Below are 24,037 nucleotides of genomic sequence, written 5' to 3' on the forward strand. Positions count from 1 at the left end.
CCTAAGCCATCACCGGCGGCCGTCCGCCACGAGGGGTCCCCCATCGACGCGGCGGCTCATCCATACCTCGTCCCGGTCGTCCCCAGCGGCCACCCGGATGACGCCCGGAAGCCGACCGACTTCGACGTAGCCCCCTTTGGCGTAAAACTCCCCCAATCCCGACCCACTGCGATAGGAGAGATGCAATTGCTCCGCGCCGTCGGTCCGGGCGAGGCCGGTGGTGGCGGCGAGGAGAATCGCTCCGACATTGCGGCCTTGGCGGGCCGGATCGACCATGAAGCGATAAAGCCATCGGCCGTGCCCCAACAGGGAATTGACGGATCGAACCCACCAGGCCCACCCGGCGAGCGCCGAGCCATCGCGCAATGCCACCGCGAACGCGCGACCGGCAGCCATCTCGTCCTCGTGCGCTGCGAGCGCTGCGGCGATCTCACGCACGGGCGTGCCCGGCAGGAAGCCCACCGATCCACCCGCATCGGTGACGCGCGAAAACAGTGCCAGGACGTCGTGTCGAAGCTCGTCGTCGAGAGCGTCGATGCGTTCGATCGATGGGCCTTCCAGCACCAGCGACTCACCCACTTCAGCGGGATCGCCGGGGTGCCGGCGCGTCCCCGCGAGGATCAGCCCGGCCGATTCGGCGGTGCGAATCGAGGCCGTGTGCCCCGGCATCACGACGGCCTCCACCACGTGGCCTGGCAGCCATTCGGCGGCGTGGGTCACGGCCGCGCGGGCCGCTTCACGAGCGAAGCCGTGACCATGCGCCGCGCCCGCGAATCGGTAATACAGATTCAGGCGCCCCGGCGCGGCCGGGCGAAGTCCGGCAAACCCGATGGCCTCCCCCGCACAATCCAGGACCACCCAGTAGCCGAATCCCAGCTCCGTCCACATCCCACGCCAGCCCGCGAAATCAACAGCAAAGGCCGCGGGATCCGTCTGCCGGGCCCACGGCGCATGCCGGTACAACTCCGGATCCCCGTGCAGTGCGCCCAGGAAATCGTGATCCGCGCGCGTCGGAGGACGCAATGTCAGTCGGCTGGTCCGCAGGACGCGCGGCGCGAGGTGGTCGCGCACCCTCGGACCGTAGCCGAGAGCCAGGGATACACCCGCGCCCATCAGCTGATGCGCTTGCTTCCGTCGACCACAGCGCTCCCGTCGAGCATGCAGGTGACTCTTGACCGGCCGACGGCAGCAGCGAGGTGCGGGCGATGACGACGCGTCCGGGGCGGCGCACGGCCATACCCATTGACGACTATCGCCGCGTGCAGCGAGCCAGCGGTCTGCTCGCCGAGGCCAACGAGGCCGACATCCTGGGCCCGACCGATGTCCATGTCGCGGCGCGCCTGAGCGCATTGGCCGGGGAGACCGATCCCGAGGTTGCCCTCGGACTCGCCCTCGCCACCCGGGCGGTGCGGACCGGGTCTGTCGCCCTCGACCTGCACCAGGTCGCCGAGATCGACACGACCTTCCCCTGGCCCACGGACACCGACGACTGGCTGGCCCGGATCAGCCGCAGCCCACTCGTCGCCCAGCGCATTCTGGTGATCGACAACGGGCTGCTCTATCTGGAGCGCTATCACGACCAAGAAGTCCTCGTCGCCGATGAACTGTCCCGGCGGCGCCACCGTCCCCGTCCGACGATTGCGCCGGACCGACTCGACGCCGGCCTGGGTCGGCTGTTCCCCGCCGAGGCCGATGCCGACCAGCGCGAGGCCGCGCGATTGGCGGTTGCGGAAAGCACGATCATCATCACCGGCGGTCCGGGCACCGGCAAGACGACGACCATCGCCAAAGTCCTGGCGTTGCTGGCCGAGCAGTATGCCGCGGCCGACCCCAACCACGTCCCGCGGTTTGCGCTGGCCGCCCCAACAGCGAAGGCCGCAGCACGTCTGGCGGAAGCGTTCGACGAGGCGTCACGGCGACTCCCCGAGGCCGACCGGGACCGGTTGCCGGCGACTGGCGCCTCGACCTTGCACCGCCTCCTGGGGTGGAAGCCGGAGTCGCGCAGCCGGTTCCGCCACGATCGCCATTCGCGGTTGCCGCACGACGTCGTCGTGGTGGACGAGGCGTCGATGGTGTCGTTGACGATGATGGCCCGCCTGCTGGAGGCGCTACGCCCGGAGGCCCGGCTGATCATCGTGGGCGACCCCGATCAGTTGTCGTCGGTGGAGGCCGGCGCGGTCCTGGCCGATCTCGTGGCCGGTTTGGGGGCCGACGCTCGTCGCCCACTCGTGGCGCGGCTGCGTCGTACCTACCGCTTCGGCGGCCAGATCGGCCTGCTCGCCCAGGCGCTTCGTGACGGGGCCGCGGAGGAGGCGCTCGGCATACTCCAGGCCGGTGGACCGGAGGTCAGCCTGTTCGCGGATCTGGCCGAGCGCCGCGGGCTCATGGTGGACGCCGCGCTGGAGTTGCGCGGCCATGCCCGAGAAGGCGATGCGGCTGCGGCCGTGGCCGCGCTGGGTAGCCACCGGCTGTTGTGTGCCCACCGCCACGGCCCGTATGGCGTTTCCTACTGGAACCGTCAGATCGAGCAGTGGCTCTCCGAAGAGACCGGCGATGCCCATTGGGCGCCGATGTATGTCGGCCGTCCCCTCCTGGTCACCAGCAATGACCCCGCAATGGACCTCAACAATGGCGACACCGGTGTGGTCGTGCGCCGGGACGGCCGTCTCGTCGCTGCCTTCGATGCCGGCACGAGCATCCGCGAGGTCAGCGCTGCCCGGCTCACCGATGTCGAGACGATGCACGCGGCCACCGTCCACAAGAGCCAGGGCAGTCAGGCGCGCCGCGTCACCGTCCTGCTCCCCGATGCGGACTCACAGCTGTTGACCCGCGAGCTTCTCTACACCGCGGTGACTCGCGCGCAGGAGGAGGTGGCGATTATCGGCACGCCCGAGACGGTGCGTGCCGCCTTGGGGCGCCGGATTCAGCGAGCAAGCGGACTACGCCAGCGCCTGGCCACAGACTGACATGGCAGCGCCGGACATTTCCGGGCTGTCGGTGCCCTCGGTTACGTTGAGCGGATGAACAGTCCGCTCACCTCGGCCCGTTGGCTGGCCGACCTGACCGACGAGCGCATTCAGCGCCACGTCGGTGGGGCGACGTGGGCGCGCGGCCACTCCTATGCCCAGGCCGACATGGTCCGCTCGATCACCGCCGCCGATCAGGGCCGGGTGCTGTTGGCGGAGGTCGAGGGCACCAGCCGGCTGCCCTATCAAACCCTGATCACCGTGACCAGCGAGCGCACCGACTCTCAGGTCCGGTGGGTCTCCCGCTGCAGTTGCCCCATGCGGGCCGACTGCAAGCACACGGTCGCGGTCCTGCTGGCCGCCCGCGCGATCTTCCAGGACAGCGGCGGCGACGCGCCCTCCTCCGATTGGGAGCGTCTGCTCGCCCCTCTCATCGACGATGAGCCGACCAAAACCGATGAGGGTATGCCGCTGGGGCTCGTGGTCGATCTGGCGCAACCGATCGCGCAGATCCACGGTGGCCGGTCTCAGCCGCGGGTGTTGGTGCGCCCGACTCGCCGCACCCGCGCCGGGTGGGCACGCAATTTCACGTGGGGGGACATCACTGCCCATACCCCACGCGTGCTTTTGAACAAGGCGCACCAATCGGCACTGAAGGCGATCCACGATCTCTATCGGGTGGCGGAGTCCCGGGACTTTTCCTACTACGGCTACGGCGATGTCTTCCTCGGTGATTTGGGCCCGCGCATCTGGCCGCTCTTGCGGGCGGCCGTCGACTGCGGCGTGGAGCTCCTTCCCGGCCCCAATCTGCCCAGCGGTGGCGTCCGGCTGTCGGCCGATCCAGTGCAAGTGGTCTTGGACGTGACGCAGGACGGCAACGGCCTTACCCTCGAGGCCACCTTGGACAGCCACGTCATCGGGTCAAAGGTTCATGGCACCACTCCCCTCGGCTCGCCGCCCCACGGGTTCGCGATCGCCACCGCCGACGGGCTGACCCTGGCACCACTGGATGCACCGCTCGATCCCCGATTGGCAGCACTGCTCGCCGGCAAGCGGCCCGTGCGCGTGCCCCCAGCCGACGTCGACCGCTTCCTCAGCCTCTACCTGCCCCGCCTGCGCAATGTCACCCGCGTCGAGTCACCGGACGATTCCGTGGTCATCCCGGAGCAAGCGCGGCCGGTGCTGCGCATTCGGCTGTCCCAGCCCGGCCCGACGCGCCTGTCGATCCTCTTCGATTTCGCGTATGCCGCGCCCTCCGGGGCGCTGCTCACTCGCGATCTTGGGCCATTGCCGAGGCATCGCTTCGCCGAGCAGTCGCTCCTGGCGAGTCTCGATGTCCTCGATGGCATCCCGGGCGCCCGGAGCCGGGCCAACCCCGCCAGCCCCTACGAGCTCGCCGACAAGGTGGAGCTGCGGGGCATGCCGGTGATTCGGTTCATCGACGATGTGTTGCCCGAGTTAGAGTTCCAGCCCGACATCCACATCACCTTCGACGACGAGTTGATCGCCTACGAGGAGGCCAGCGAGGCCCCCCTGATCGACGTCGGCCTGTCCGAGTCGAGCCTTGGCGGCACCGACTGGTTCGACCTGGGCATCAGCGTGAGCGTCAACGGCGAGGTCGTGCCGTTCGAGCCGCTATTTCGCGCCTTGGTCGCTGGCGACGAAGCCATGATCCTCGACTCGGGAGTCTGGTTCCGGCTCGACGACCCCGCGCTGGACAGCTTGCGGCAACTCATCTCCGAAGCCCGCGAACTCATCGAGCCCGGCGCTGGGATGCGCATTTCGCGCTACCACGTGAGTCTTTGGGACGAGTTGGCGAGCCTGGGCGAGACGACCGTCGACAGCGCCGCGTGGACACACAGCGTCGATCGGCTGCGACACCTCGCCGAGACGCCGCCCCCGCCGGATCCCCCCGGCCTGCTGGCGACGCTGCGTCCTTATCAGCGTGACGGCTTCCAGTGGCTCCACGCCTTGTGGAGTGCCGACCTCGGCGGCGTCCTCGCCGACGACATGGGTCTGGGCAAGACGCTGCAAACCCTGGCCTTGCTCGAAAATGCCCGGGCCGCAGGCGATTTGACGAGCCCGGTCCTCGTGGTCGCCCCGACCAGCGTCTTGGGCGTGTGGTCAAGCGAGGCCGAGCGCTTCGCCCCCGGCCTGCGGGTCGTGGTTCTCGCCGAGACCGCGAGGCGCCGCAAAACCCCGCTCGCGGAAGCGATCGCCGAGGCTGACCTGGTCGTCACCTCCTATGCCGTAGCCCGGATCGACGGCGATGAGTTCACCGCGATCCCGTGGCGCGGACTCATCCTCGACGAGGCGCAGTACGTCAAGAACCACGTCGGCAAGACCCACCAGGTGCTGCGCAAGCTGACGGCGCCGTTCCGGTTGGCGATGACCGGGACTCCGTTGGAGAACTCGCTAATGGACCTGTGGTCCCTGCTGGCGATCGTGGCGCCCGGCCTCTACCCGCGCGCCGACAAGTTCACCGAGTTCTATCGGCGCCCCATCGAGTCCGGCGAGTCACCGGAAGTGCTTGACCGGCTGAGGCGCCGCATCAAGCCACTGATGCTCCGTCGGACCAAAGACATGGTGGCCACCGATCTGCCGGAGAAGCAGGAGCAGCAGCTCCGGGTCCAACTCACGCCGACCCATCGCCGTCTTTACGACCAGCACCTCCAGCGCGAGCGCCAACGCGTCCTGGGCCTCCTGGACGATCCCGTGGGCAACCGGGTGGCGATCCTGGCCGCCCTGACCCGCCTTCGCCAACTCAGCCTCGATCCGAGGCTGGTCGACCCCGAGCAGGTGGGAAGCGGCATACCGGCCAAGATTGAGATCCTCACCCAGCATCTCGCCGAGTTGCATGCCGAGGGTCACCGGGCCTTGGTGTTCAGCCAGTTCACCGGCTTCCTCAAACTGGTCCAGGACCACCTAGATGCCTCCGGGATCAGCACTGCCTACTTGGACGGCGCCACGCGCAACCGGGCGAGCGTGGTCAAGGAGTTCAAGGAGGGCAGCGCCACCGCGTTCCTGATAAGCCTCAAGGCGGGCGGGGTCGGCCTGACACTGACCGAGGCGGACTACGTCTTCGTGCTCGATCCGTGGTGGAACCCCGCCGCCGAGGCCCAGGCCATCGACCGGGCCCACCGAATCGGTCAGGACAAGATGGTTATGGTCTATCGGCTCATCTCCGCCGACACCATCGAGGAGAAGGTCGTGTCCTTGCAGGACCGCAAGCGCGACCTCTTCAACCGGGTGGTCGACGATGGTGGCTCGATGTCCGGCCGCATCACTGCCGACGACATCCGGGCGCTCCTGGAAGCCGACTGACGGCCGGGGCCCGCGGCACGGCGTCAGCAAGCAGAGGTCAGCCGGCAGAGGTCAGATGGCCAGCGCCCGACCCAAGACGTCATCGAGCATCGGCTCGGTGAGCCGGCCGGTGAAGGTGTTCTGCTGGCTGACGTGGTAGCAGCCGAAGACCGCCAGTACGCGGCCGCCGGGATTCGCCACGTCGACGCGTGCTCCGTGGCCGAACTTTGGCTTGGGCCGAGGGATGGCGAATCCATTCCTCGCCAGCGCCGACAGGGTTGCGTCCCACCCGATTCCGCCGAGCGCGACGATGGCTCGCACGTCGGGCAGGAGGGCGAGTTCCCGATCCAACCACGGCGCACACGTATGCCGCTCCGCCCCCGTCGGGGAGTTCGCCGGCGGAGCGCAGTGGACCGGGGCCGTGATGCGCACGCCCGACAGGCGCAACCCATCCCCCGCGTCGACGCTGGCGGGCTGGTTGGCGGCACCGAGACGGTGGAGCGCGGCATACAACCAATCCCCGCTGCGGTCGCCGGTGAACATCCGACCCGTCCGGTTCGCACCGTTGGCGGCAGGGGCCAGACCGACGATGAGCAGGTGGGCTCGCGGGTCTCCGAAGCCGGGAACCGGCCGACCCCAGTAGGCCTGATCCGCGAAGGCGGCCCGCTTGGTGATGGCCACCTCCTCGCGCCAGGCGACGAGGCGGGGGCAGGCGCGGCATACGGAGATGGCCGCGGCTAGGTCGGTGATGGTGACGGCGTCAGCAGCGATCGCCATCACGTCCTCGCCGTCGGCCGCGATCGGCGTGCCCGCCGTGGCAGCATCCCCCGGCCATCCCGAGCCGGGGAGCACCGGTGACGAGAACGCACTGCTGCTGACGGGAGGATCTGCACCCACGCCGTGAATCTAGCCGGACGGTGCCCGCTGCAATGCCCTCCTCCTCAGAGCAGCGACAGGTGATAGCTCGGAGCGCGCCGCGGCAGGAGGTCGGCGAGGCCGGCGGGATCGACATACGCCGCCGTTGCCCAGATATCGGCCCAGACGAGATCCGGTCCGACGACGGTGGCCGACCCCGGCCGGCTGATCGGGGACCCGGTGCGCGGGTCGATCACATGGGCTCCCCGAGCGGCCGAGCCCGACGTGGCGACCGCGCCCCGGGCGACCTCGACCGTTGCGGCGTAGCCGTCCGCGGCATACGGATCCTGGATGCCGATCAACCAGGCCGGGGCTCCGCCTGGCAGGTGCGGACCAGCACCGACAACGAGGTCTCCGCCCGCCGAGAGGCAGAAGGAAATCCCGGGGACGACGCGCAGGAAGTCGGCGGCCTTGTCGACCGCCCAGCCCTTCACCAGCCCGGTCGGGTCGTATGCCGCACGCTCACCGAACCAGGCACTGAACCGTCCCTCGGTGGCTTCCTCGGCCTCAAGCGCCAACTCCATGACCTCCCCCTGCCAGGGGTGGCACTCCCCCGCGAGGACGTCACCGGCCTGAAGGCGGGCAAGTTCGCTGTCGTCGCGCCACAGGCTGAAGATGTCATTGACGCGATCGAGCATCGCGAAGGCGTTGCGCGCCGCCGCCTCAATGTCGTCGCGATGGACGTCGATTGCCTTGACGTGCAAGGAGATCGGCATACCCATGAGGTGCTCGACAAAGGCACGGCGACGCAGGAGTGGTTGGCCGCGGTGGATCGGCAACGGGGCGGTGTCGGCGCGGCTCATGCGAGGTGGGCCTGGTCGATGGCGGACTGGAGGGACTGGATGTAGCCGACCGAGGTGACGGTGGCACCGGAGACCATGTCTATGGAGGCGGTCTGCGCGGTGACGACCTCCTTGTTGAGGATCGGCACGGCATACGAGTTGATCTGTTGGTCGCGGGGGTTGTCCCACGGAATCTGGATGACCTCGGACTTGGTGATCTGGCCGTCCTTGACGGTGAGTTGCACCTGCACGGCACCCCACCGGGTCATCACGGAGTCCCCCGCAAAAGTCCCGGTCGCCGAGTCGCTGGTCGAGCCCGCGTCGGACGGGGTCGATTGATCCGTCGCCGACGTCGAGCCGTCACTCGGGGTGGCATCACTCGCGGTGGCATCGCTCGGGGTGGCATCGCTGGTGGCCGACCCATCGGTGGTCGCCGCACCGTCCGGTGTGGCCGTCGCCTCGGGGGTGGTGGTCGCGTTGGGGGTCACTGCCGCCTCGACGGAGTCGTCGGCGCCACTCGCCGCAGTGGTCGAGTTCGTGGAGGTGGGGTAGCTGAACAGCAGGACCAAGGCGGAGATCGTGCTCATCAGCCAGAGGGTGATGCGTCGCATTGGAGGGTGACCTTTCAGAGCGCGAAGTGCTCGACGTGAATGGCGTCGGCGGGGACTCCCGCGCCGCGCAGGGCGGATTCGGCGGCGACCATCCAGGCCTCGGCGCCGCAAAGGTAGACCTCGCGCTCGGCGACGTCCGGGACGATCTGGCGCAGGCCGGCGACGTCGTCCAGGTGCGCGGCCCGCTGCGGCAGCCAGCTTTGCCGGCCCGTCATCCGGTGGCCGTCGACGACGACGTAGCGCGCCCCGCGCTCGGCTGCCAACGCCCGAATCTCATCTCCGAGAACCAGATCCGACTGCGCGCTGACTCGGTGGAGGATGGTCACCTGGCCGGCCTCTTGCGGGAGCGCCTCCAGCAGTGCCCGCATGGGCGTGACGCCGATGCCGGCGGCGAAGAGCAGCACCTTCGGACGCGTGCGCACGCCGGGGTGGAGGCGGCCATACGGGCCTTCGATGAGCACGCGCGAGCCGACCTTCAGCCGGGCCAATGCGGCGCTCCCGTCACCGAGATGCTTGGCGGTGAACCGCAATGTGGTGCTCGTCGGGGCCGCGGACAGCGAGTACGGGTTGACACGCGTCCACCCCGAGCGCCCGAGGAAGCGCCAGTTGAAGAACTGGCCGGCCTGCGCGCCGAGATCGTCCAGGTTGCGTCCGGCCACCGTGACCGTGGTGACGTCTTCTGCGTCGCGGCGCACCTCGACCACCCGCAGTTGCGAGGTCAGGCTCATCACCAGGGGCACCGCGATTCGGTAGACGAGGACGGCGATGGCGCACGCGGCATACGCACTCCACCAGAAAATGGTCGCCGTGCGGGACTGGAGGAAGTCCGCGCCCGTCCACAGCTGGTGAGGCAGGGCGAGGCCGGCACCGAGGTAGCCGTAAAGGTGGATGAGATGCCACGACTCGTAACGCATTCGGCGCCGCGCCCGACGCACGGAGGTGACGACCACCATGCACAAGGCAAGGGTGCCGGCGATCGCGAGTAGCATCCCCGCGTAGTTCAGCGTGAAGTCGACGATCGTGCCCCACAGCCCGAGGGGGGACGTCGCGGCATACCCGAGCGTGATGAGCACGATGTGGGCGAGCATGAGGTTGAAGGAGGCGAAGCCGACAACCCGGTGGATGCGGGTGAGATGGTCCTGACCCCAAGCCTGCTCGACGAAGGGCACTCGGGCCATCAGGAAGACCTGAACCAGCAGCAGTGCCGAGGCGACGAGGCCGGTCAGCCGGCCGAATGTGCTCATGAACCCGCCGATGGAACCCACGTCGTTGAGCCCGCCGGAACTCATCCACAAGGCGGTGACCCACAGCACGAGGCCCCACAACAGCGCTCCGGAAAAGTCCCGCCACCACCGCGGAACGCGGCGGACCGGGAACCCGTTGACGCTCGACACGGCAGGGTCGGCCAGCGGAGAGACCGGCGCTAACGAGATGCTCACGCACTCAATGTCGGGCCCGATCCTGTGGCGCACCTGTGTGCCGGCCATGGCTTGGCTTCGTGCTTGCCGGGGACGCGTCGGAGGGCCGTGGTGTCAGGCCAGCATGCTCCAGCCCAGCTTCGTCACAAACGCCCCGACCACAACGATGAAGACGACGCGCACAAAACCCGAACCTCGGGCAACCGCCGTGCGCGCGCCGACGTAGCCACCCACCAGGTTCGCCGCCGCCATGATCAGGCCGAGCCGCCACATGACATGTCCCCCGGGAATGAAGACGGCCAAGGCCCCGAAGTTGGTGGCGAGGTTGACGATCTTGGCCTTGGCGGTGGCTTCGAGGAAGGCATAACCGAGGAGACCGACGAGCGCGAAGACGAGGAAGGAACCGGTGCCGGGGCCGAGTGCCCCGTCATAGATCCCGATCAGGAAACCCACTGCCATCGCCCGGCCCGTATGCCGAATCCCGTTGTGTCGCAGTGCCGTCACCGACCCGAGATCCGGCTTGAGCAGGGTGTAGGCCCCAACAAGGAGCAACATCACCAAGACGATCGGATTGAACGCCGACTTGGGGATGTGCACCCCGATGAAGGCGCCGCCGATGGCGCCGAGGAAGGCCACCGCAGCCATCGGGAGGGCGGTGCGCAGGTCCGGTCGCACCCGTCGGTAATACGTGATCGAACTGCTGATGGTGCCGGTGACCGAGGACAGTTTGTTGGTGGCCAGCACTTGCGCCGGCGTAGCGCCCGGCACGCCCAGCAGCAGCGCGGGAATCTGGACGAGACCGCCGCCGCCGACGACGGCGTCGAGCCACCCGGCGAAGCCCGCCGCAAGTCCAAGCCAGACCTCGGTCGGGACGCCGCTTATGCCCACCGGTCCACGACGTCGAGAATCTCCCGCAGTTCGTGGACGACGGCGTCCGGGGTGGCTTCGACGGCGACGCGCTGATTGTCCGGCAGGTCCGAATGCGGGATCCAGATGGCGCGCATCCCGATCTGTTGCGGGCCCCAGACATCTTCGAAGATCCGGTCGCCGACATAGACCGCGTTCTCGGCCGGAACATCCAGGGCCGCGAGCGCCGCCTCGAAGGCCTCGGCGTGCGGCTTGACGACGTGGATCTCCGAGGAATAGACGTCCGCGTCGATCAGGTCGAGCACCCCGTCCCGGGCGAAAATCTCGCGGTGATAGTCGCGTGTCCAAATGGTGTTGGACAGCACGCCGACGCGGATTCCCCTCTCCCGCAGCCCTTCCCACAACGGGCGGACCTGCGGGTCGGTCAGGGTATGGGGCTCCCAGAAGCGCCGGTATGCCGCGAGGGCGAGCAGGTGCCGGTCGTGCTCCGGGTCCGCACCGGCCGCGGCGAGGATGGCATCAAGCGCAGCACTGGAGTGCTCGGCCCGCCCGCGTGCCCACGCCGCCGCCTCGGCGGCAAAGACCCGCTCGGCCAAGTCCTGCGCGGCGGCAACGTCCTCCGGGCTCACCGCCTCCGAATCCACGGGTATGCCGTGCACCTCCCGCGCGTACACCCGCCACTGCTCGCCGAGGTCCACCGTGTGCCACGGGGTGAGCGTGCCGCCCCAGTCGAAGACGACCGCCTCGACCGCCGCTCGGGACTCTCTCGCCGCCACGCCGGGGTCAGCCGCCGATCTCGGCGAGGATGCTCTCCACGGCGTCCGCGATCGCGATGGTGCGACGCTCGCCCGAGCGTCGGTCCTTGATCTCGATCGTTCCGTCGGCCAGGCCCTTGCCGACGACGACGATGGTCGGGACGCCGATCAGCTCCGCGTCCTTGAACTTCACGCCCGGGCTCGCCTGCTTGCGATCGTCGAAGATGACCTCGACGCCGGCCGCTTCGAGCGCCCCGGTGAGCTCCTCGCCATACGTCAAAATCGCGTCGTCCTTGCCGGCGGCGACGATGTGGACGTCGGCGGGGCTGATGTTGCGGGGCCACACCAGGCCGTACTGGTCGTTGTTGCCCTCGGCGATGCAGGCGACGGCGCGCGAGACGCCGAAGCCGTAGGAGCCCATCGTGACCGTCTGGAGCTTGCCGTTTTCGTCGAGGACCTTCAGGTCGAGGGCCTCGGCGTACTTGCGACCGAGTTGGAAGATGTGGCCCATCTCGATGCCGCGCGCGGACTCCAGGGGGTTGCCGCAGTTGGGGCAGGCATCGCCGGGGCGCACCTCGGCCGCCTCGATGGTGGCGTCGGGAACGAAGTCGCGTCCGGCGACCAGTTCCACCGTGTGCACGCCGGGCTTGTTGCCACCGGCGACCCAGCGGGTGCCCGTCACGACGCGCGGGTCGACAAGGAAGCGGATCGCGGACTCACTCTCGGAGCCGAGCGCGAGCGGCCCCATATACCCCTTCACCAGCGTGGGGTATGCCGCGAAATCCTTCTCCTCGAAGGCCTCCACACGGGCGGGCTCCACCTGGGCGGCAAGGCGCTTCTCGTCGACCTCGCGGTCGCCGGGAATGCCTATGGCCAGGGGCTCCCGGGTGCCGTCGGGGTGGACGAGCATGACGATGACGGTCTTGAGGGTGTCGGGGGCACTCCACGCACCGCCATTCGGGGCACCGCCGGGGATCCGCTCGTTGAGCCGCTCGACCAGCGAGGCGATCGTTGGCGCGTCGGGAGTGTCCTCATCCCGCATCGGGGGGAGGCCGTCGAGGGAAAGCTCCTGCGGGGCAGTGACTTTCACGGCTTCGACGTTCGCGGCATACGCACAATTGGCGCAGCGGACGTAGGTGTCCTCGCCGTTGTCGGCGGTCGCGAGGAACTCCTCGCTCTTGGACCCGCCCATGGCTCCCGCCATGGCTTGGACGATGACGTAGTGGAAGCCGAGGCGGTCGAAGAGGCGGACATACGCATCGCGGTGGAGCTGGTAGCTCTTGTCGAGGCCCGAGTCGTCGATATCGAAGGAGTAGGAGTCCTTCATCACGAATTCACGACCGCGCAGGATGCCGGCGCGAGGCCGCGCCTCGTCGCGGTACTTGGTCTGGATCTGGTAGAGCGTGACCGGCAGGTCCTTGTAGGAGGAGAACAGGTCCTTGACCGCGAGGGTGAACATCTCCTCGTGGGTGGGGCCGAGGAGGTAGTCGCCGTCCTTGCGGTCCTTCAGCCGGAAGACCCCGTCGCCATACTCGGTCCAGCGACCGGTGGCCTCGTAGGGCTCGCGCGGCAGCAGGGCAGGGAAGAGCAACTCCTGCGCGCCGATCGCGTCCATTTCTTCGCGAACGATCTGCTCGACCCGCTTGAGGACCTTGAGCCCGAGGGGCAGCCAGGTGTAGATCCCGGGGCTGACGCGCCGGATGTAGCCCGCGCGCACGAGCAGTTGATGGCTCGGCACCTCCGCGTCCACCGGGTTCTCGCGAAGGGTCCGCAGGAACAGGGACGACATACGCATAGCCACGAGGGTTCTCCTTGGGTTGGGGCTCAGCAAGGATATCCGCGCGCGCTTGGACGATGCGGCGCTCGATCGGCAGATCGAACTGTCGGTCGACGAGGACGAGCAAACGATTCGCAGCCTGCTGTCGCGCCTGGTCGGTCAGATGGGCATGTGGAATGCCGCGCTGGCCAATCGCGAGTACGACTGGTCGATCGAGGAGCACGAATCGGTGACTTCGTTGCGGCGCCGGCTCGCCGCGGAGGACCCGGCGTTCATGTCGGCGGTGCGGGCAGCGATCGAGGAGGAACGCCTCGATGACACCTTCGTCGACGCCCTGTGCGAGCCGGCCGAGGTGTTCACGTATGGCGGCATGATCGCCCACGTCCTGACCTTCGCGGCCCACCGTCGCACGCTGGTCGCGCTGGCGCTGAAGTCGGCGGGCGAGGGCGGCCTGGGCTGGGGCGATCCGATGCGCTGGGTGGCGCAGGCTCCCGCCTGAGGCCCCCCTTCCTAACTGCTGCTAGCAGCAGTTAGGAAACTGTGGACACCTTGCAAGCTGTCCACAGTTGACTAACGTGTGCTGAGTTGAGCCGCTCAGCCACTAGATCCGGCCGGCCGCCCGCAACGCCGTCTTGATCATCGGAAGCTGCATGGGCAGCCGGGCCAGCGTGGCAGCGAAGGCGGCGTTCGAGGCATTGCCCGCCACCCGTTGGGCGCGCTTGCCCTGGTCGACGCTCATCTGCACATTGGCCGGGAAGACCGCAACGAGCAGGGCTGCGCTGGCCAACCCGGCGGCCTTGCGCGTGCGCGGATGCAGCAACCCGGCGGCGCAGGCGAGCTCGGCGACGCCGGAGATGTAGACAAGTTCCCGCTTGCGCGGCAACAGTTTCGGCACAATGCCCTCGAAATGCTGGGGCTTGATGAAGTGCGTGACACCGGAGGTCGCGAAGAGCGCAGCCAGTGCCGTGATGTCCTTGGTCAAGGGAGCGGGAGGCATGACGCCCACGCTACGCGCCCCGGCCTCTTGACTAGCTGCTGCTAGCAGCAGTTAGTCAACTATGGACACCGTGCAAGCTGTCCACAGTTGACTAACTTGTGCTGAGTCGGCCGGAAACGTACGCGTCCGGCCGACCACGATGGCTCAGTAGCGCGGGCGCCGCGGGCCGTCCCCGCGCACACCATCGCGTCGGGGGCGACGGGCGCCATCCGGCCGCGGTCGACCGGGACCACGACGGCCGCGCTGGGGGCGCGGCGCGATGATCTCCTGCCACCACGCTTCCGGCACGGGAGCGCCTGTCGGACGAATGCCCTCAGCGGCAGCCGAGGCGTTGTCCAGCCGCTCGGGACTGATCGACAGCGCAACTTCGTCGACAATCCGCTCCATCGCCTTGCGCTGATGCGGCAGCGCCAGCGTCACGACCGACCCGGCAGACCCGGCCCGAGCCGTGCGCCCGGCGCGGTGCACATACGTCTTGTGGTCTGCCGGCGGGTCCACCTGAACGACCTGGCTCACGTCATCCACATGTATGCCGCGCGCCGCCACATCCGTCGCCACCAGCACCGACAGTCGCCCGTCCTTGAATGCCTCCAGCACCTTGTTGCGTACCGACTGATTCAGACCCCCGTGGATCGGGCCCGCCATGATCCCGCTCTCGCGCAGCTGACCCGCAACCCGATCAGCGCCGAGCTGCGTCCGAACGAAGATCAGCGTCTTGCCAGGGCGACCGCTGATCTGGGCGGTGAGCGTCTTCTTCATCGACGGTTCGATGAGCAGGATGCGATGCTCCATCGTCGACACGGCCGCCGTCGGGTCGTCCGTGGAATGGGTCACCGGATCGACGAGGTACTTGCTGGCCAGCTCATCGATCCCCTTGTCCAGCGTCGCCGAGAACAGCAACCGCTGCCCGCCCTCCGGGACGAGATCGAGGATCTCGGTGACCTCCGGCAAGAAGCCCAGGTCGGCCATGTGGTCGGCCTCGTCGAGGATGACGATGTCGACATTGTCGAGCACCGCGGCCCCGCGCTCGATGAGGTCTTGAAGGCGTCCTGGGGTCGCCACCACGAGGTCGACGCCGCGGTCGAGCGCCATCAGCTGCGGCGGGTACGGCATACCGCCCGCGACGACCTTCTGACTCACGCCGACAGCGCGCGAGATCGGTTCGAGGGCATCGGCCACCTGCAGGGCCAGCTCGCGCGTCGGCACCAGGACGATGGCCCGGGGGCGATTCGGGGTTGAGCGACCGCTGCGCAGGCGTGTCAGCGTGGGCAGTCCGAACGCGAGCGTCTTGCCGGACCCCGTCTGCCCGCGGCCGAGCAAGTCCCGCCCCGCCAGGGAGTCGGGGATCGTCGCAGCCTGGATGGGGAACGCGTGCCGTATGCCGCGTGCCCCCAAAGCGGCAACCATCGCCTCGGGGAGGCCCAGATCGGCGAACAGGACACCGGAATGGGTCGTTGAGGCTGGCGCCGTCGACTCGTTCCCCTCACTCGCGGCGACCACAGCGTCGCCTTCCACGGGCGCTTCGCTCGCCGATGGGGCGAACGTCGGCTCGGTAGTCCGCCACGCGCGGCTGCGCTCCTCACGCATTGGGCGCGCCTGCAGCCGCGGCCCGTCCGAATGCCACCCGACAGGGCGCTTCGCCGGGCGATCCCCGTATGCCGCGTCCCGTCGCTCCCCTTCGCGCCGCTCACCGTCGCGCCGCCCAAAATCGCGTCGCTCCGAATCGCGCTGCCCGGAGTCACGGGGCCCGGAGTCGCGGGCGTCCCGGTTCCACTCGCGGCGCTCGCCGCGCCGGTCATCAGGTCGCCGATCGTCGGTTCGCCAATCATCACGTCGCCGGTCATCCCGGTGCCGGTCGCTACGGGGCCGGTCATCGCGGGAGCGGTCGTCACCGCGGTCGCGACGGTCGCTACTCCACTCGCGACGCTGCGCGCCGCCGTCGTCACGACGGCCGTCGCGCCGGTAGTCGCCACGGTCGTTAGTCCACTCACGCCGGGGCCCACCGCGGTCGTCACGACGATCGCGCTGGTCGTCGCGACGGTTGCTGCGGTCGTCGCGACGGTCGCTGCGGCCGTCCTCGCGGCCCTCGTCACGGCGCGCACCGGTCCACTCGCGACGTTCGCCGCCGCGCTTGTCGTCGCGATCCCGGCTCCAGTCACGTCGCTCGGCGCCGCGGTCCCCCCGGCGATCGCCTCCGCGGTCTTCTCGACGGTCGTTACTCCACTCACGCCGCGGCCCACTGCGGTCGTCGCGTCGATCCTCGCGGCGGTCGTTGCTCCACTCGCGACGCTCGCCCGCACGCTTGTCCTCGCGGCGATCATCGCGTCGGTCGTCTCGGTTCCAGCCCCCGCGGCCACTCGTCGAGCCATCGGGACGTCCCCCGCGGTCATCCCGCCGACGCTCGTCCCAGCGGCGCTCATCTCCCCGACGTTCGTCGGAGCGGCGGTCATCGCGGGGACGGTCGTCACGGCCATACCGGCTCGTCCCGTGCTCCTGCTCCCACCGGGGGCGGCGCTTGTCCTCGCGCGGACGGAAGCCTTCGTCCCGCCGGGCCGGGCGGCGCTCGTCGTATGCCGCGCGCTCGCCTTCCCGGCGCGGGCGGCGGTCCTGATCACGCTCGGCGTGGCCGCGACGCTTCCCCTTGTCCGCCGATTCCGGGCGGGCGGGCTTGCCGTCGACCCAGCGCGCCTTCTTGCGCGGCTCCACCGGCTCGCGCCGGTCGGCCTTCTCCGCCTTCAATTTGTCGTTCTTGGTCTTCCGGGCGGCGGCCTTCTTGGCCGTGCTCCACCGGGCCTTGTCCTTGCCGGTCCCGTGTGGGCTCGCATGTTTCACCGGCCAATTCTACCGGCCCGTCAACTTGCGCCCGCCGCCTCTTTGGAACTTGAGCACGCCTTACGTTCTTAAGCACGCCCCGCAAGGCGTGCTCAAGTTCGTAAGGCGTGCTCAAGTTCGAGAGTCAGGGGGCTGCCATCCCACCGGTCGTCAGAGCAAGACCGTGGCGAACGTAGAGGTTTGGTGCATCCCGATCCGGGCGTACATCGCGCGGGCGGCAGTGTTGTAGTCATTCACATAGAGCGTCACGGTTGGCGCGATATCGACCAAGACCCGCTCCACGACAGCGGCCATTGCCGGCGTGCCGAGCCCCTGCCCGCGCAGCCACGGCGCCAACCAGACCCCTTGAATCTGGGCGCACCCCAGCCCGACCGACCCGACGTCGGCCTTGAAGATCACCTCGTTGTTCTCCACGACCACATACGTATGGCCGCGCTCCACCATTGCCGCGATCAGCGCCCGGTAGCTGCGCGACGACCCTCGATAGGGCGGATACCCGATCTCGGCAGTAAACATGTGCGCCGCGGCCGGCAGGATGAGGTCGACCTCGTCCGCGCGCCCTCGGCGCACCCGCTCGTCCAACGTCACGCCCAGTCGACTCGGCGGCGTCGTCGTCACCAGATGCGGCTGAACGCCGCGCAGCGCGCGAGGCCGCCCCCAGCCTGGTTGCACGCGGTCCCACAGGTCCAGCACCTGGTCCGCAGGACCGAGCAAGGAGGCCGCCCGACCGCCGCGCGACCGCCGCAGCCGGTCCCCAATAGCCTGCCGGGACACCGAATCCGTCTCCACCGGAACGACATTGGCGTTGCTCCAGCACAGGCCTTCGAGGCGACCATCCTCCTCATACCCAATGAGGGTCCCGCCCCCGAAGGGAGCAGCTTCGAGGATGCGCGCGGCGACAAAAACATTCTCGGCCGGATGCCGGGCACACAACTCCAAGGCCGCATCACGGTCGGCCGACCCGAGGAATCGGGTGGGAGTTCGCATGCGCAGCACGGGGCCAAGCCTGCCCTCAAACGGGGGCGGTGTCACGCGACGGGGCCGCGCGGCATACGCCGATCTGGCTTTAGGAAACCGTGACGGACGGCGCACCCTCGCCGTCGATGGGCTCGCCCATCTCCTCGGCAAGACGCATGGCTTCCTCGATCAGCGTCTCGACGATCTGCGACTCCGGGACGGTCTTGATGACCTCACCCTTGACGAAGATCTGGCCCTTGCCATTGCCCGAGGCCACGCCCAGATCGGCCTCGCGCGCCTCACCGGGGCCGTTAACGACGCACCCCATCACGGCAACCCGCAGCGGAACCGTCATGCCCTCCAGGCCGGCGGTCACTTCCTCGGCCAACTTGTAGACGTCGACCTGAGCCCGACCGCACGACGGACACGAGACGATCTCCAGCTTCCGCGGCCGAAGGTTGAGCGACTGCAAGATCTGCAGGCCCACCTTGACCTCCTCGACGGGAGGCGCCGACAGCGACACGCGGATGGTGTCGCCAATGCCCTGCGACAGCAGCGCACCGAAGGCCGTCGCCGACTTGATCGTCCCCTGGAAGGCCGGCCCCGCCTCGGTCACCCCGAGGTGCAGGGGCCAGTCCCCCCGCTCGCTCAGCATCTCGTAGGCCCGCACCATCACGACCGGGTCGTTGTGCTTCACCGAGATCTTGAAGTCGTGGAAGTCGTGCTCCTCGAAGAGGCTGGCCTCCCACACTGCGGATTCGACCAGCGCCTCCGGCGTCGCCTTGCCGTACTTCGCCAGCAACCGCTTGTCCAGCGACCCCGCGTTGACCCCGATGCGGATCGACACGCCCGCATCCTTGGCGGCGCGGGCGATCTCCTTGACCTGGTCATCAAACTGGCGAATGTTGCCCGGGTTCACCCGCACGGCCGCGCAGCCGGCGTCAATCGCGGCAAATACATACTTCGGCTGGAAGTGGATGTCGGCGATCACCGGAATCTGACTCTTGCGGGCGATCGCCGGCAGCGCCTCGGCGTCGTCCTGGCTCGGGCAGGCCACGCGCACGATGTCGCACCCGGCGGCGGTCAGCTGGGCGATCTGCTGCAACGTCGAGTTGATATCCGAGGTCAGCGTCGTGGTCATCGACTGCACCGAGATCGGCGCGTCGCCGCCGACCTCAACCTTGCCGACCTTGATCTTGCGCGTCTTCTTGCGCGGCGCCAGGACGGGCGGGGGCAAGGCAGGCAGACCGAGAGAGACACTCACATCGTCAATTATCCCTCACCCAACGACATTTACCCCTCACCCACGGAACGGGCGCACCTATCCACCGAGGTCGTATGCCGTGCAGGGATTTCATCCTCGTCCCTTAAGGACGTCCACGTCAGCCGGGCAGCTTGATCGGGTTGACGATGTCGGCATACATCAGCAGAGCCGACATGACGATCAGTAGGGAGGCCACGGCATACGCCAGGGGAAGAGCCTTGGTGACGTCAACGGGGCCGGGGTCGCTCTTGCCGGCCACGGCATACAGCCGCCGCTTGAGGCCCTCCCACAGCGCGCCCGCGACGTGACCGCCGTCCAGCGGCAACAGCGGGATCAGGTTGAAGACGAAGAGCGCGATATTGAGCGAGCCAAGCATCGACAGCAGGACGATGCCCTTGTCCGCCGCGCTGGGGATGCGGTCCGTCGCCGCGACCTCGCCCGCCACCCGGCCGACGCCCACGACCGAGATGGGCCCGTTGATGTCGCGCTTCTCATCGCTGAAGGCCGCCTTGGCCACGCCAACCATCTTCTGCGGCAGGTTGACGATGATGCCGGCGGTCTGCCACAGCTGCTCCCCGATCAGGCCGGGCACGGCGCTAAGGGGTTGGCGCACCACCATTGGCGTACCCGCGGCCCCGAGGAAGCCCGCCTGCTCCGTAAGCACGGTGCCGTCGCCGTCGGTCTTTTCCGCGCCGTACTTGTCATAGATCGGCAACTGCACCGCCATCGGCGTCGCCGTCAGGGACAACTGCTGGCCTCCACGCTCGACCACCAGATTGATCGGCTTGCCGGCATTGGCGCGGATGAGACCGCGGGCGTCGTCCCACGTGGAGAGGGCGACTCCGTTGATCGAGACGACCCGATCCCCCGGTTGCAGGCCGGCCGCGTTGGCGGGGGCGAGCGGCATGTCGGCGGTGCAGGAGGTGCGAGTCGAGGTCGCCGCGGCGGAGATGTCCACGCACTTTGACACCGACTGCAGCACCGGGCTCGTCTGCGAGATGCCGTGCAGCGTGAACAGGCCCGTGAAGACGACCACCGCGATCAGGAGGTTCATCGTCGGACCGCCCAGCATGATCGTGACCTTCTTGGGCACGGACAGCTCGTAGAAGACGCGATCCTCATCCCCCGGTAGGACCTCCGACAGGCTCTGGTCGCGGGCTTCGTCCATGAGCTGAGTCAGTCGCCCGGTGCTCGACACCCGGATGCGGTTGGGGTCCTCGCCGCGGCGCGGCGGGAACATCCCGATCATCCGGATGTAGCCGCCGAGCGGGATGGCCTTCACCCCATACTCGGTCTCGCCGCGCTTCGTCGACCACAGCGTCGGCCCGAACCCGACCATGTACTGCGGGACGCGGACCCCGAACTTCTTCGCGGGGACGAGGTGACCGATCTCGTGGAGACCGATCGAGAGGCCGACGCCGAGAACGACGAGCAGCACCCCCAACAAATACAACATGCTCGACCTCACCGGCTCGTCGACGACCGGCACCTGGCAGGTGCCCGACAGAGATGCAACGTATGGCGCGCGGGTTTCACTCCCGCAGCGGCCAGGCTAATCGACGTGGTTTGGCGCCGCACTAGACTCCCGGCCCATGCGTGTCCGGACCGCTCTGTCTGCCACCGAACTCCTCGACCGCCTCCGCGACACGGAGGCCACCGTCGTCATCCCCGCGCCGGCTCCCGGCCCTGGCAACTGGGTCGGTGGGCCGTCGGCCGTCGTGGATGGCGACACCATCTGGCTCGCCTATCGCCTGCGCCGGCCCGAGGGCTCGGGTCGCGGGCTGGCCAACATCCTCGCCCGATCCGACGACGGCGGCCTGAGCTTCGAGACCGTGACCACCATCCCGAGTAGCGACTTCGGCGCGGCCTCCCTCGAACGGCCGGCCCTGGTACGTCGCCCGGACGGCGGCTGGCGGATCTATGTCAGCTGCTCGACACCGAACTCCAAGCACTGGTGGGTGGAGGCGCTCGACGCCGACACGATCGCCGACCTCCCCTCCGGGGATCGCACCGTCGCGCTGCCCGGCGATGACGTCGAGGCGTGGAAGGACGTCATCGTGCAGCCCGGCGAGACCTGGGAAATGTGGGCCTGCCGCCACCCCCTCGACGGCGGCGACGACCAGGCCGACCGGATGAGCACGTGGTACGCGACCAGCCCCGACGGACTCGACTGGACCATGCACGGACCGGCCATCGACGCCCGCCCGGGTGAGTGGGATGCTCGCGGCGCCCGCGTCTGCGCCGTGGTCGACGGGCCCGAGGGCACCCTCGCCCTCTACGACGGGCGGGCGAGCGCGGACGAGAACTTCTTCGAGCGCACCGCCGTCGCGGTCGGCACCCCCACTTCCTTGACGTATGCCGCGGGGCCGGCCCCCGCGGCATACGGTCGAGCACTGCGGTATGCCTGCCTCGCGCAGACCTCCGCGGGAATCCGCGCCTACTACGAGACGGGAACCGACGACGGCTCGCACCACCTCGTCACGGCCCTTATCGAACCGCGCGCCGGCTGAGGCGAGCGCGACGGCTGAGGCGAGCTCCGTCGACGGAGACGAACCCGGGCCGAGTGGCTGACTCAGCCGATTCCGAGCACCCGGGCGGCTTCGGCGCGAGCCCACGCGTCGGCGGCCAGGACGGCGTCGACGGTGCTCGCCGAGCCGCCGTCGTGGACCCCCACGACGCGCGCGATCGTGTCGACGATGTCGAGGAAGCCGATCCGTCCGTCATGGAAGGCGTCGACGCCGACCTCGTTGGCGGCGTTATAGACCGCCGGATAAGTGCCGCCGGCCTCCCCGACCTGACGGGCCAGGCGCACCGCCGGGAACGCCTCATCATCCAGCGGATGGAAGTCCCAGGATTGCGCGCGTGACCAGTCGCAGGGCTCGTCGATGTCCACCAGCCGCTCGGGCCAGGACAGGCCCAAGGCGATGGGGACGAGCATCCGCGGCGGCCCCATCTGGGCGATCGTGGAGCCATCGTGGAACTCGACCATCGAGTGAATCCACTGCTGCGGGTGGACAACAACGTCGATGCGCTCGAACGGGATCTCGAAGAGCAGGTGCGCCTCGATGACCTCGAGCCCCTTGTTGACCAAGGTCGCCGAGTTGGTCGTGATGACCCGGCCCATCGCGTAGTTCGGGTGCGCCAACGCGGCCTTCGGCGTCACGTCGCGCAACTCCGCGCGCGACCGGCCCCGGAACGGCCCGCCGCTGGCCGTGACGACGAGGCGTCGGACCTCGGTGGACCGGCCGCCGCGCAGAGATTGCGCGATTGCCGAGTGCTCGGAGTCGACCGGAACGATCTGGTCGGGGGCGGCCGCCGCCTTGACCAGCGGGCCGCCGATGATCAGAGATTCCTTGTTGGCCAACGCGAGCCGCGCGCCGGTCGCGAGCGCGGCGAGCGTCGGCCGCAGGCCGATGGCCCCGGTGATGCCGTTGAGGACCACATCCGCGCCGCACCCGGCCGCCCGCTCGGCCGCGTCCTCCCCGACCACAATCTCGGGTTCGTATGCCGCGTGGCCGCCCCCCGCGGCATACTCCCGAATGGCGGTGCGCACCTGCTCGACCGTCCCCGACGCGGCGGCCACCAGGGCGGGGCGGAAGCGTGCAGCCTGCTGGGCCAGCAGATCGAGGTTGGCGCCAGCGGCGAGTGCGGCCACCGAGAACCGATCGGGATTGCGCGCGATCACGTCGAGCCCTTGGGTGCCGATGGACCCCGTGGACCCGAGTAGGGCGACGGAGCGGGTCATCGGTCGATCACGGTCACGTGGACCCCGCTGTCGTTGGCGAGGTCGCCGAGGATGTCGTCGATCGCGGCATACGTGGCCTCGTCGCTGGCGCGCAGCCCGCGGGCGCCGTCCCAGATCAGCGACCACTCTCCGGCCCGGGTGCCAACGTGATCGGTCAGGCTGTCGGCAAGCGCGTCGAGGTTGTGCCCGAAATAGCTCGGGAAGCCCAGCACCTCGGCGAACAGCCGCAGCGACTCAGTCTTGTCCGCGCCGGCCGGAACGACCTCGACCTGCCGACCGGCGGCGCGCTCACCACGGACCACCTCGGCGATGCGGGTATCCCGCCCCAGGTGACGCATCATCGCCCCTCCTCGATCTGCCGGAAGCTGTCGTAATGATCGTCGGTGTAATAGCGATCGCCGTCGGCGCCACCGATGATGCGTCGGGCGCCGCGATCCTCGGATCCCGGTGTCTCGACGGTGTATTCGCGATAGTAGCCAGCGCGCTGCCGCGGCAGGATGCGCTCGCGATTGCCGAACGTCTGGTCGTCCTGGTGATAGGGATACGGCCCGCCCGCGCGGATGAGATCGAGCGTATGCCGCGCCTCACGCGGGAGCTGTGACTCGGCGATCGTGTCCATGCCGGAGGCTGGTGTGGCCAGGCTTGCCGTCGAGCTAGCGGACGGCGAGGAGGCGGACGGCGAGGAGGCGGCCGACGATGACGTCGAGGACGGCAGTGCGGTGGGCTCAGCCGCGCCCCGACTAATCGCCCACCACACGACGAGCACGCACAGGGCGACGCCGAGCAGCATGAGCAGTTGCCGATCGGCCTTTTTCACCGGTCCTCCTCCAGGTGGCGGTGCTTCCGCC

The 24,037-nt window shown here is 68.8% G+C and carries 21 protein-coding genes; 5 read left to right on the forward strand and 16 right to left on the reverse strand.

Going from position 1 to position 24,037, the window contains the following annotated elements:
* Positions 1-9: 9 nt before the first annotated feature.
* Positions 10-1,071 carry a GNAT family N-acetyltransferase gene (locus tag BN13_RS04685; RefSeq protein WP_162199917.1) on the reverse strand — a complete coding sequence of 354 codons (1,062 nt, stop codon included), beginning with the start codon at positions 1,069-1,071 and terminating at the stop codon, positions 10-12.
* A gap of 134 nt (positions 1,072-1,205) precedes the next feature.
* Between BN13_RS04685 and recD the strand changes: the two genes are divergently transcribed.
* Positions 1,206-2,966 carry an exodeoxyribonuclease V subunit alpha gene (gene recD / locus BN13_RS04690; RefSeq protein WP_084733570.1) on the forward strand — a complete coding sequence of 587 codons (1,761 nt, stop codon included), beginning with the start codon at positions 1,206-1,208 and terminating at the stop codon, positions 2,964-2,966.
* Positions 2,967-3,020: 54 nt separating this feature from the next.
* The gene (locus tag BN13_RS04695; RefSeq protein ID WP_053079720.1) at positions 3,021-6,290 is read left to right on the forward strand and encodes a DEAD/DEAH box helicase; all 3,270 of its coding nucleotides are present in this window, start codon (positions 3,021-3,023) and stop codon (positions 6,288-6,290) included.
* A 51-nt stretch (positions 6,291-6,341) separates the two neighbouring features.
* Here the strand turns inward: BN13_RS04695 and BN13_RS04700 are convergent, their stop codons facing one another.
* From BN13_RS04700 to BN13_RS04730, 7 genes are all read right to left on the reverse strand, one after another.
* Positions 6,342-7,166, reverse strand: coding sequence for a uracil-DNA glycosylase (locus tag BN13_RS04700; RefSeq protein WP_048544848.1), 825 nt, complete (start codon positions 7,164-7,166; stop codon positions 6,342-6,344).
* A 44-nt stretch (positions 7,167-7,210) separates the two neighbouring features.
* Positions 7,211-7,987: an FAD:protein FMN transferase gene (locus BN13_RS04705; protein WP_048544849.1), complete on the reverse strand. Its 777-nt coding sequence runs from the start codon at positions 7,985-7,987 to the stop codon at positions 7,211-7,213.
* Positions 7,984-8,553: an FMN-binding protein gene (locus BN13_RS04710; RefSeq protein WP_235433938.1), complete on the reverse strand. Its 570-nt coding sequence runs from the start codon at positions 8,551-8,553 to the stop codon at positions 7,984-7,986. The genes BN13_RS04705 and BN13_RS04710 overlap by 4 nt, the downstream gene beginning before the upstream one ends.
* A 38-nt stretch (positions 8,554-8,591) precedes the next feature.
* Positions 8,592-10,016 (reverse strand): ferredoxin reductase family protein, encoded by a 1,425-nt coding sequence (locus BN13_RS04715; RefSeq protein ID WP_084733907.1) that lies wholly within the window; start codon positions 10,014-10,016, stop codon positions 8,592-8,594.
* Positions 10,017-10,109: 93 nt separating this feature from the next.
* Positions 10,110-10,883 carry a TSUP family transporter gene (locus BN13_RS04720; RefSeq protein ID WP_048544853.1) on the reverse strand — a complete coding sequence of 258 codons (774 nt, stop codon included), beginning with the start codon at positions 10,881-10,883 and terminating at the stop codon, positions 10,110-10,112.
* Positions 10,874-11,638 (reverse strand): HAD family hydrolase, encoded by a 765-nt coding sequence (locus BN13_RS04725; RefSeq protein WP_048544858.1) that lies wholly within the window; start codon positions 11,636-11,638, stop codon positions 10,874-10,876. Before BN13_RS04725 ends, BN13_RS04720 begins: the two co-directional genes overlap by 10 nt.
* Before the next feature lie 7 nt (positions 11,639-11,645).
* Positions 11,646-13,412 (reverse strand): proline--tRNA ligase, encoded by a 1,767-nt coding sequence (locus tag BN13_RS04730; protein WP_407667890.1) that lies wholly within the window; start codon positions 13,410-13,412, stop codon positions 11,646-11,648.
* Positions 13,413-13,464: 52 nt separating this feature from the next.
* Between BN13_RS04730 and BN13_RS04735 the strand changes: the two genes are divergently transcribed.
* Positions 13,465-13,893 carry a hypothetical protein gene (locus tag BN13_RS04735; protein ID WP_157038441.1) on the forward strand — a complete coding sequence of 143 codons (429 nt, stop codon included), beginning with the start codon at positions 13,465-13,467 and terminating at the stop codon, positions 13,891-13,893.
* Positions 13,894-13,995: 102 nt separating this feature from the next.
* Here BN13_RS04735 and BN13_RS04740 read toward each other — a convergent pair whose 3' ends face one another.
* Positions 13,996-14,391, reverse strand: a complete 396-nt coding sequence (locus BN13_RS04740; protein ID WP_048548883.1) for a DoxX family protein — start codon at positions 14,389-14,391, stop codon at positions 13,996-13,998.
* A 144-nt stretch (positions 14,392-14,535) separates the two neighbouring features.
* On the reverse strand, positions 14,536-15,978 hold the full coding sequence (locus BN13_RS04745; protein ID WP_084733571.1) for a DEAD/DEAH box helicase: 1,443 nt from the start codon (positions 15,976-15,978) through the stop codon (positions 14,536-14,538).
* 30 nt (positions 15,979-16,008) lie between these two features.
* Between BN13_RS04745 and BN13_RS04750 the strand changes: the two genes are divergently transcribed.
* On the forward strand, positions 16,009-17,295 hold the full coding sequence (locus BN13_RS04750) for a hypothetical protein (RefSeq protein WP_048544864.1): 1,287 nt from the start codon (positions 16,009-16,011) through the stop codon (positions 17,293-17,295).
* A 78-nt stretch (positions 17,296-17,373) separates the two neighbouring features.
* Here the strand turns inward: BN13_RS04750 and BN13_RS04755 are convergent, their stop codons facing one another.
* The 3 genes from BN13_RS04755 to BN13_RS04765 form a co-directional block, all read right to left on the reverse strand.
* On the reverse strand, positions 17,374-18,210 hold the full coding sequence (locus tag BN13_RS04755) for a GNAT family N-acetyltransferase (protein WP_048548885.1): 837 nt from the start codon (positions 18,208-18,210) through the stop codon (positions 17,374-17,376).
* Positions 18,211-18,289: 79 nt separating this feature from the next.
* Positions 18,290-19,444: a flavodoxin-dependent (E)-4-hydroxy-3-methylbut-2-enyl-diphosphate synthase gene (gene ispG, locus BN13_RS04760; RefSeq protein WP_048544866.1), complete on the reverse strand. Its 1,155-nt coding sequence runs from the start codon at positions 19,442-19,444 to the stop codon at positions 18,290-18,292.
* A 118-nt stretch (positions 19,445-19,562) separates the two neighbouring features.
* The gene (locus BN13_RS04765; protein WP_048548886.1) at positions 19,563-20,900 is read right to left on the reverse strand and encodes a M50 family metallopeptidase; all 1,338 of its coding nucleotides are present in this window, start codon (positions 20,898-20,900) and stop codon (positions 19,563-19,565) included.
* Positions 20,901-21,036: 136 nt separating this feature from the next.
* Between BN13_RS04765 and BN13_RS04770 the strand changes: the two genes are divergently transcribed.
* Complete coding sequence (locus tag BN13_RS04770; protein WP_048544867.1) at positions 21,037-21,954, forward strand: hypothetical protein; 918 nt, start codon at positions 21,037-21,039, stop codon at positions 21,952-21,954.
* Positions 21,955-22,016: 62 nt separating this feature from the next.
* On the opposite strand, the gene dxr is transcribed toward BN13_RS04770, so the two are convergent.
* The 3 genes from dxr to BN13_RS04785 are packed head-to-tail and all read right to left on the reverse strand — an operon-like array spanning position 22,017 to position 24,006.
* A complete protein-coding gene (dxr, locus tag BN13_RS04775; protein ID WP_048544869.1) occupies positions 22,017-23,189 on the reverse strand; it encodes a 1-deoxy-D-xylulose-5-phosphate reductoisomerase in 1,173 nt (390 codons plus the stop codon).
* Positions 23,186-23,530 carry a barstar family protein gene (locus BN13_RS04780; protein WP_053079721.1) on the reverse strand — a complete coding sequence of 115 codons (345 nt, stop codon included), beginning with the start codon at positions 23,528-23,530 and terminating at the stop codon, positions 23,186-23,188. The genes dxr and BN13_RS04780 overlap by 4 nt, the downstream gene beginning before the upstream one ends.
* On the reverse strand, positions 23,527-24,006 hold the full coding sequence (locus BN13_RS04785) for a ribonuclease domain-containing protein (protein WP_235433939.1): 480 nt from the start codon (positions 24,004-24,006) through the stop codon (positions 23,527-23,529). Before BN13_RS04785 ends, BN13_RS04780 begins: the two co-directional genes overlap by 4 nt.
* Positions 24,007-24,037 lie beyond the last annotated feature (31 nt).

The sequence above is a fragment of the Nostocoides jenkinsii Ben 74 genome, assembly GCF_001046875.1.
Taxonomy (GTDB): Bacteria; Actinomycetota; Actinomycetes; order Actinomycetales; family Dermatophilaceae; genus Nostocoides_A; species Nostocoides_A jenkinsii.

Coding starts and splice junctions, on each gene's coding strand:
- BN13_RS04705 (WP_048544849.1), bottom strand. CDS start 7,987: ATGAGCCGCGCCGACACCGCCCCGTTGCCGATCCACCGCGGCCAACCA.
- BN13_RS04755 (WP_048548885.1), bottom strand. CDS start 18,210: ATGCGAACTCCCACCCGATTCCTCGGGTCGGCCGACCGTGATGCGGCC.
- recD (WP_084733570.1), top strand. CDS start 1,206: ATGACGACGCGTCCGGGGCGGCGCACGGCCATACCCATTGACGACTAT.
- BN13_RS04750 (WP_048544864.1), top strand. CDS start 16,009: ATGCCACCCGACAGGGCGCTTCGCCGGGCGATCCCCGTATGCCGCGTC.
- BN13_RS04770 (WP_048544867.1), top strand. CDS start 21,037: ATGCGTGTCCGGACCGCTCTGTCTGCCACCGAACTCCTCGACCGCCTC.
- BN13_RS04730 (WP_407667890.1), bottom strand. CDS start 13,412: ATGCGTATGTCGTCCCTGTTCCTGCGGACCCTTCGCGAGAACCCGGTG.
- dxr (WP_048544869.1), bottom strand. CDS start 23,189: ATGACCCGCTCCGTCGCCCTACTCGGGTCCACGGGGTCCATCGGCACC.
- BN13_RS04765 (WP_048548886.1), bottom strand. CDS start 20,900: ATGTTGTATTTGTTGGGGGTGCTGCTCGTCGTTCTCGGCGTCGGCCTC.
- BN13_RS04695 (WP_053079720.1), top strand. CDS start 3,021: ATGAACAGTCCGCTCACCTCGGCCCGTTGGCTGGCCGACCTGACCGAC.
- BN13_RS04710 (WP_235433938.1), bottom strand. CDS start 8,553: ATGAGCACGATCTCCGCCTTGGTCCTGCTGTTCAGCTACCCCACCTCC.
- BN13_RS04745 (WP_084733571.1), bottom strand. CDS start 15,978: ATGCGTGAGGAGCGCAGCCGCGCGTGGCGGACTACCGAGCCGACGTTC.
- BN13_RS04780 (WP_053079721.1), bottom strand. CDS start 23,530: ATGATGCGTCACCTGGGGCGGGATACCCGCATCGCCGAGGTGGTCCGT.
- BN13_RS04740 (WP_048548883.1), bottom strand. CDS start 14,391: ATGCCTCCCGCTCCCTTGACCAAGGACATCACGGCACTGGCTGCGCTC.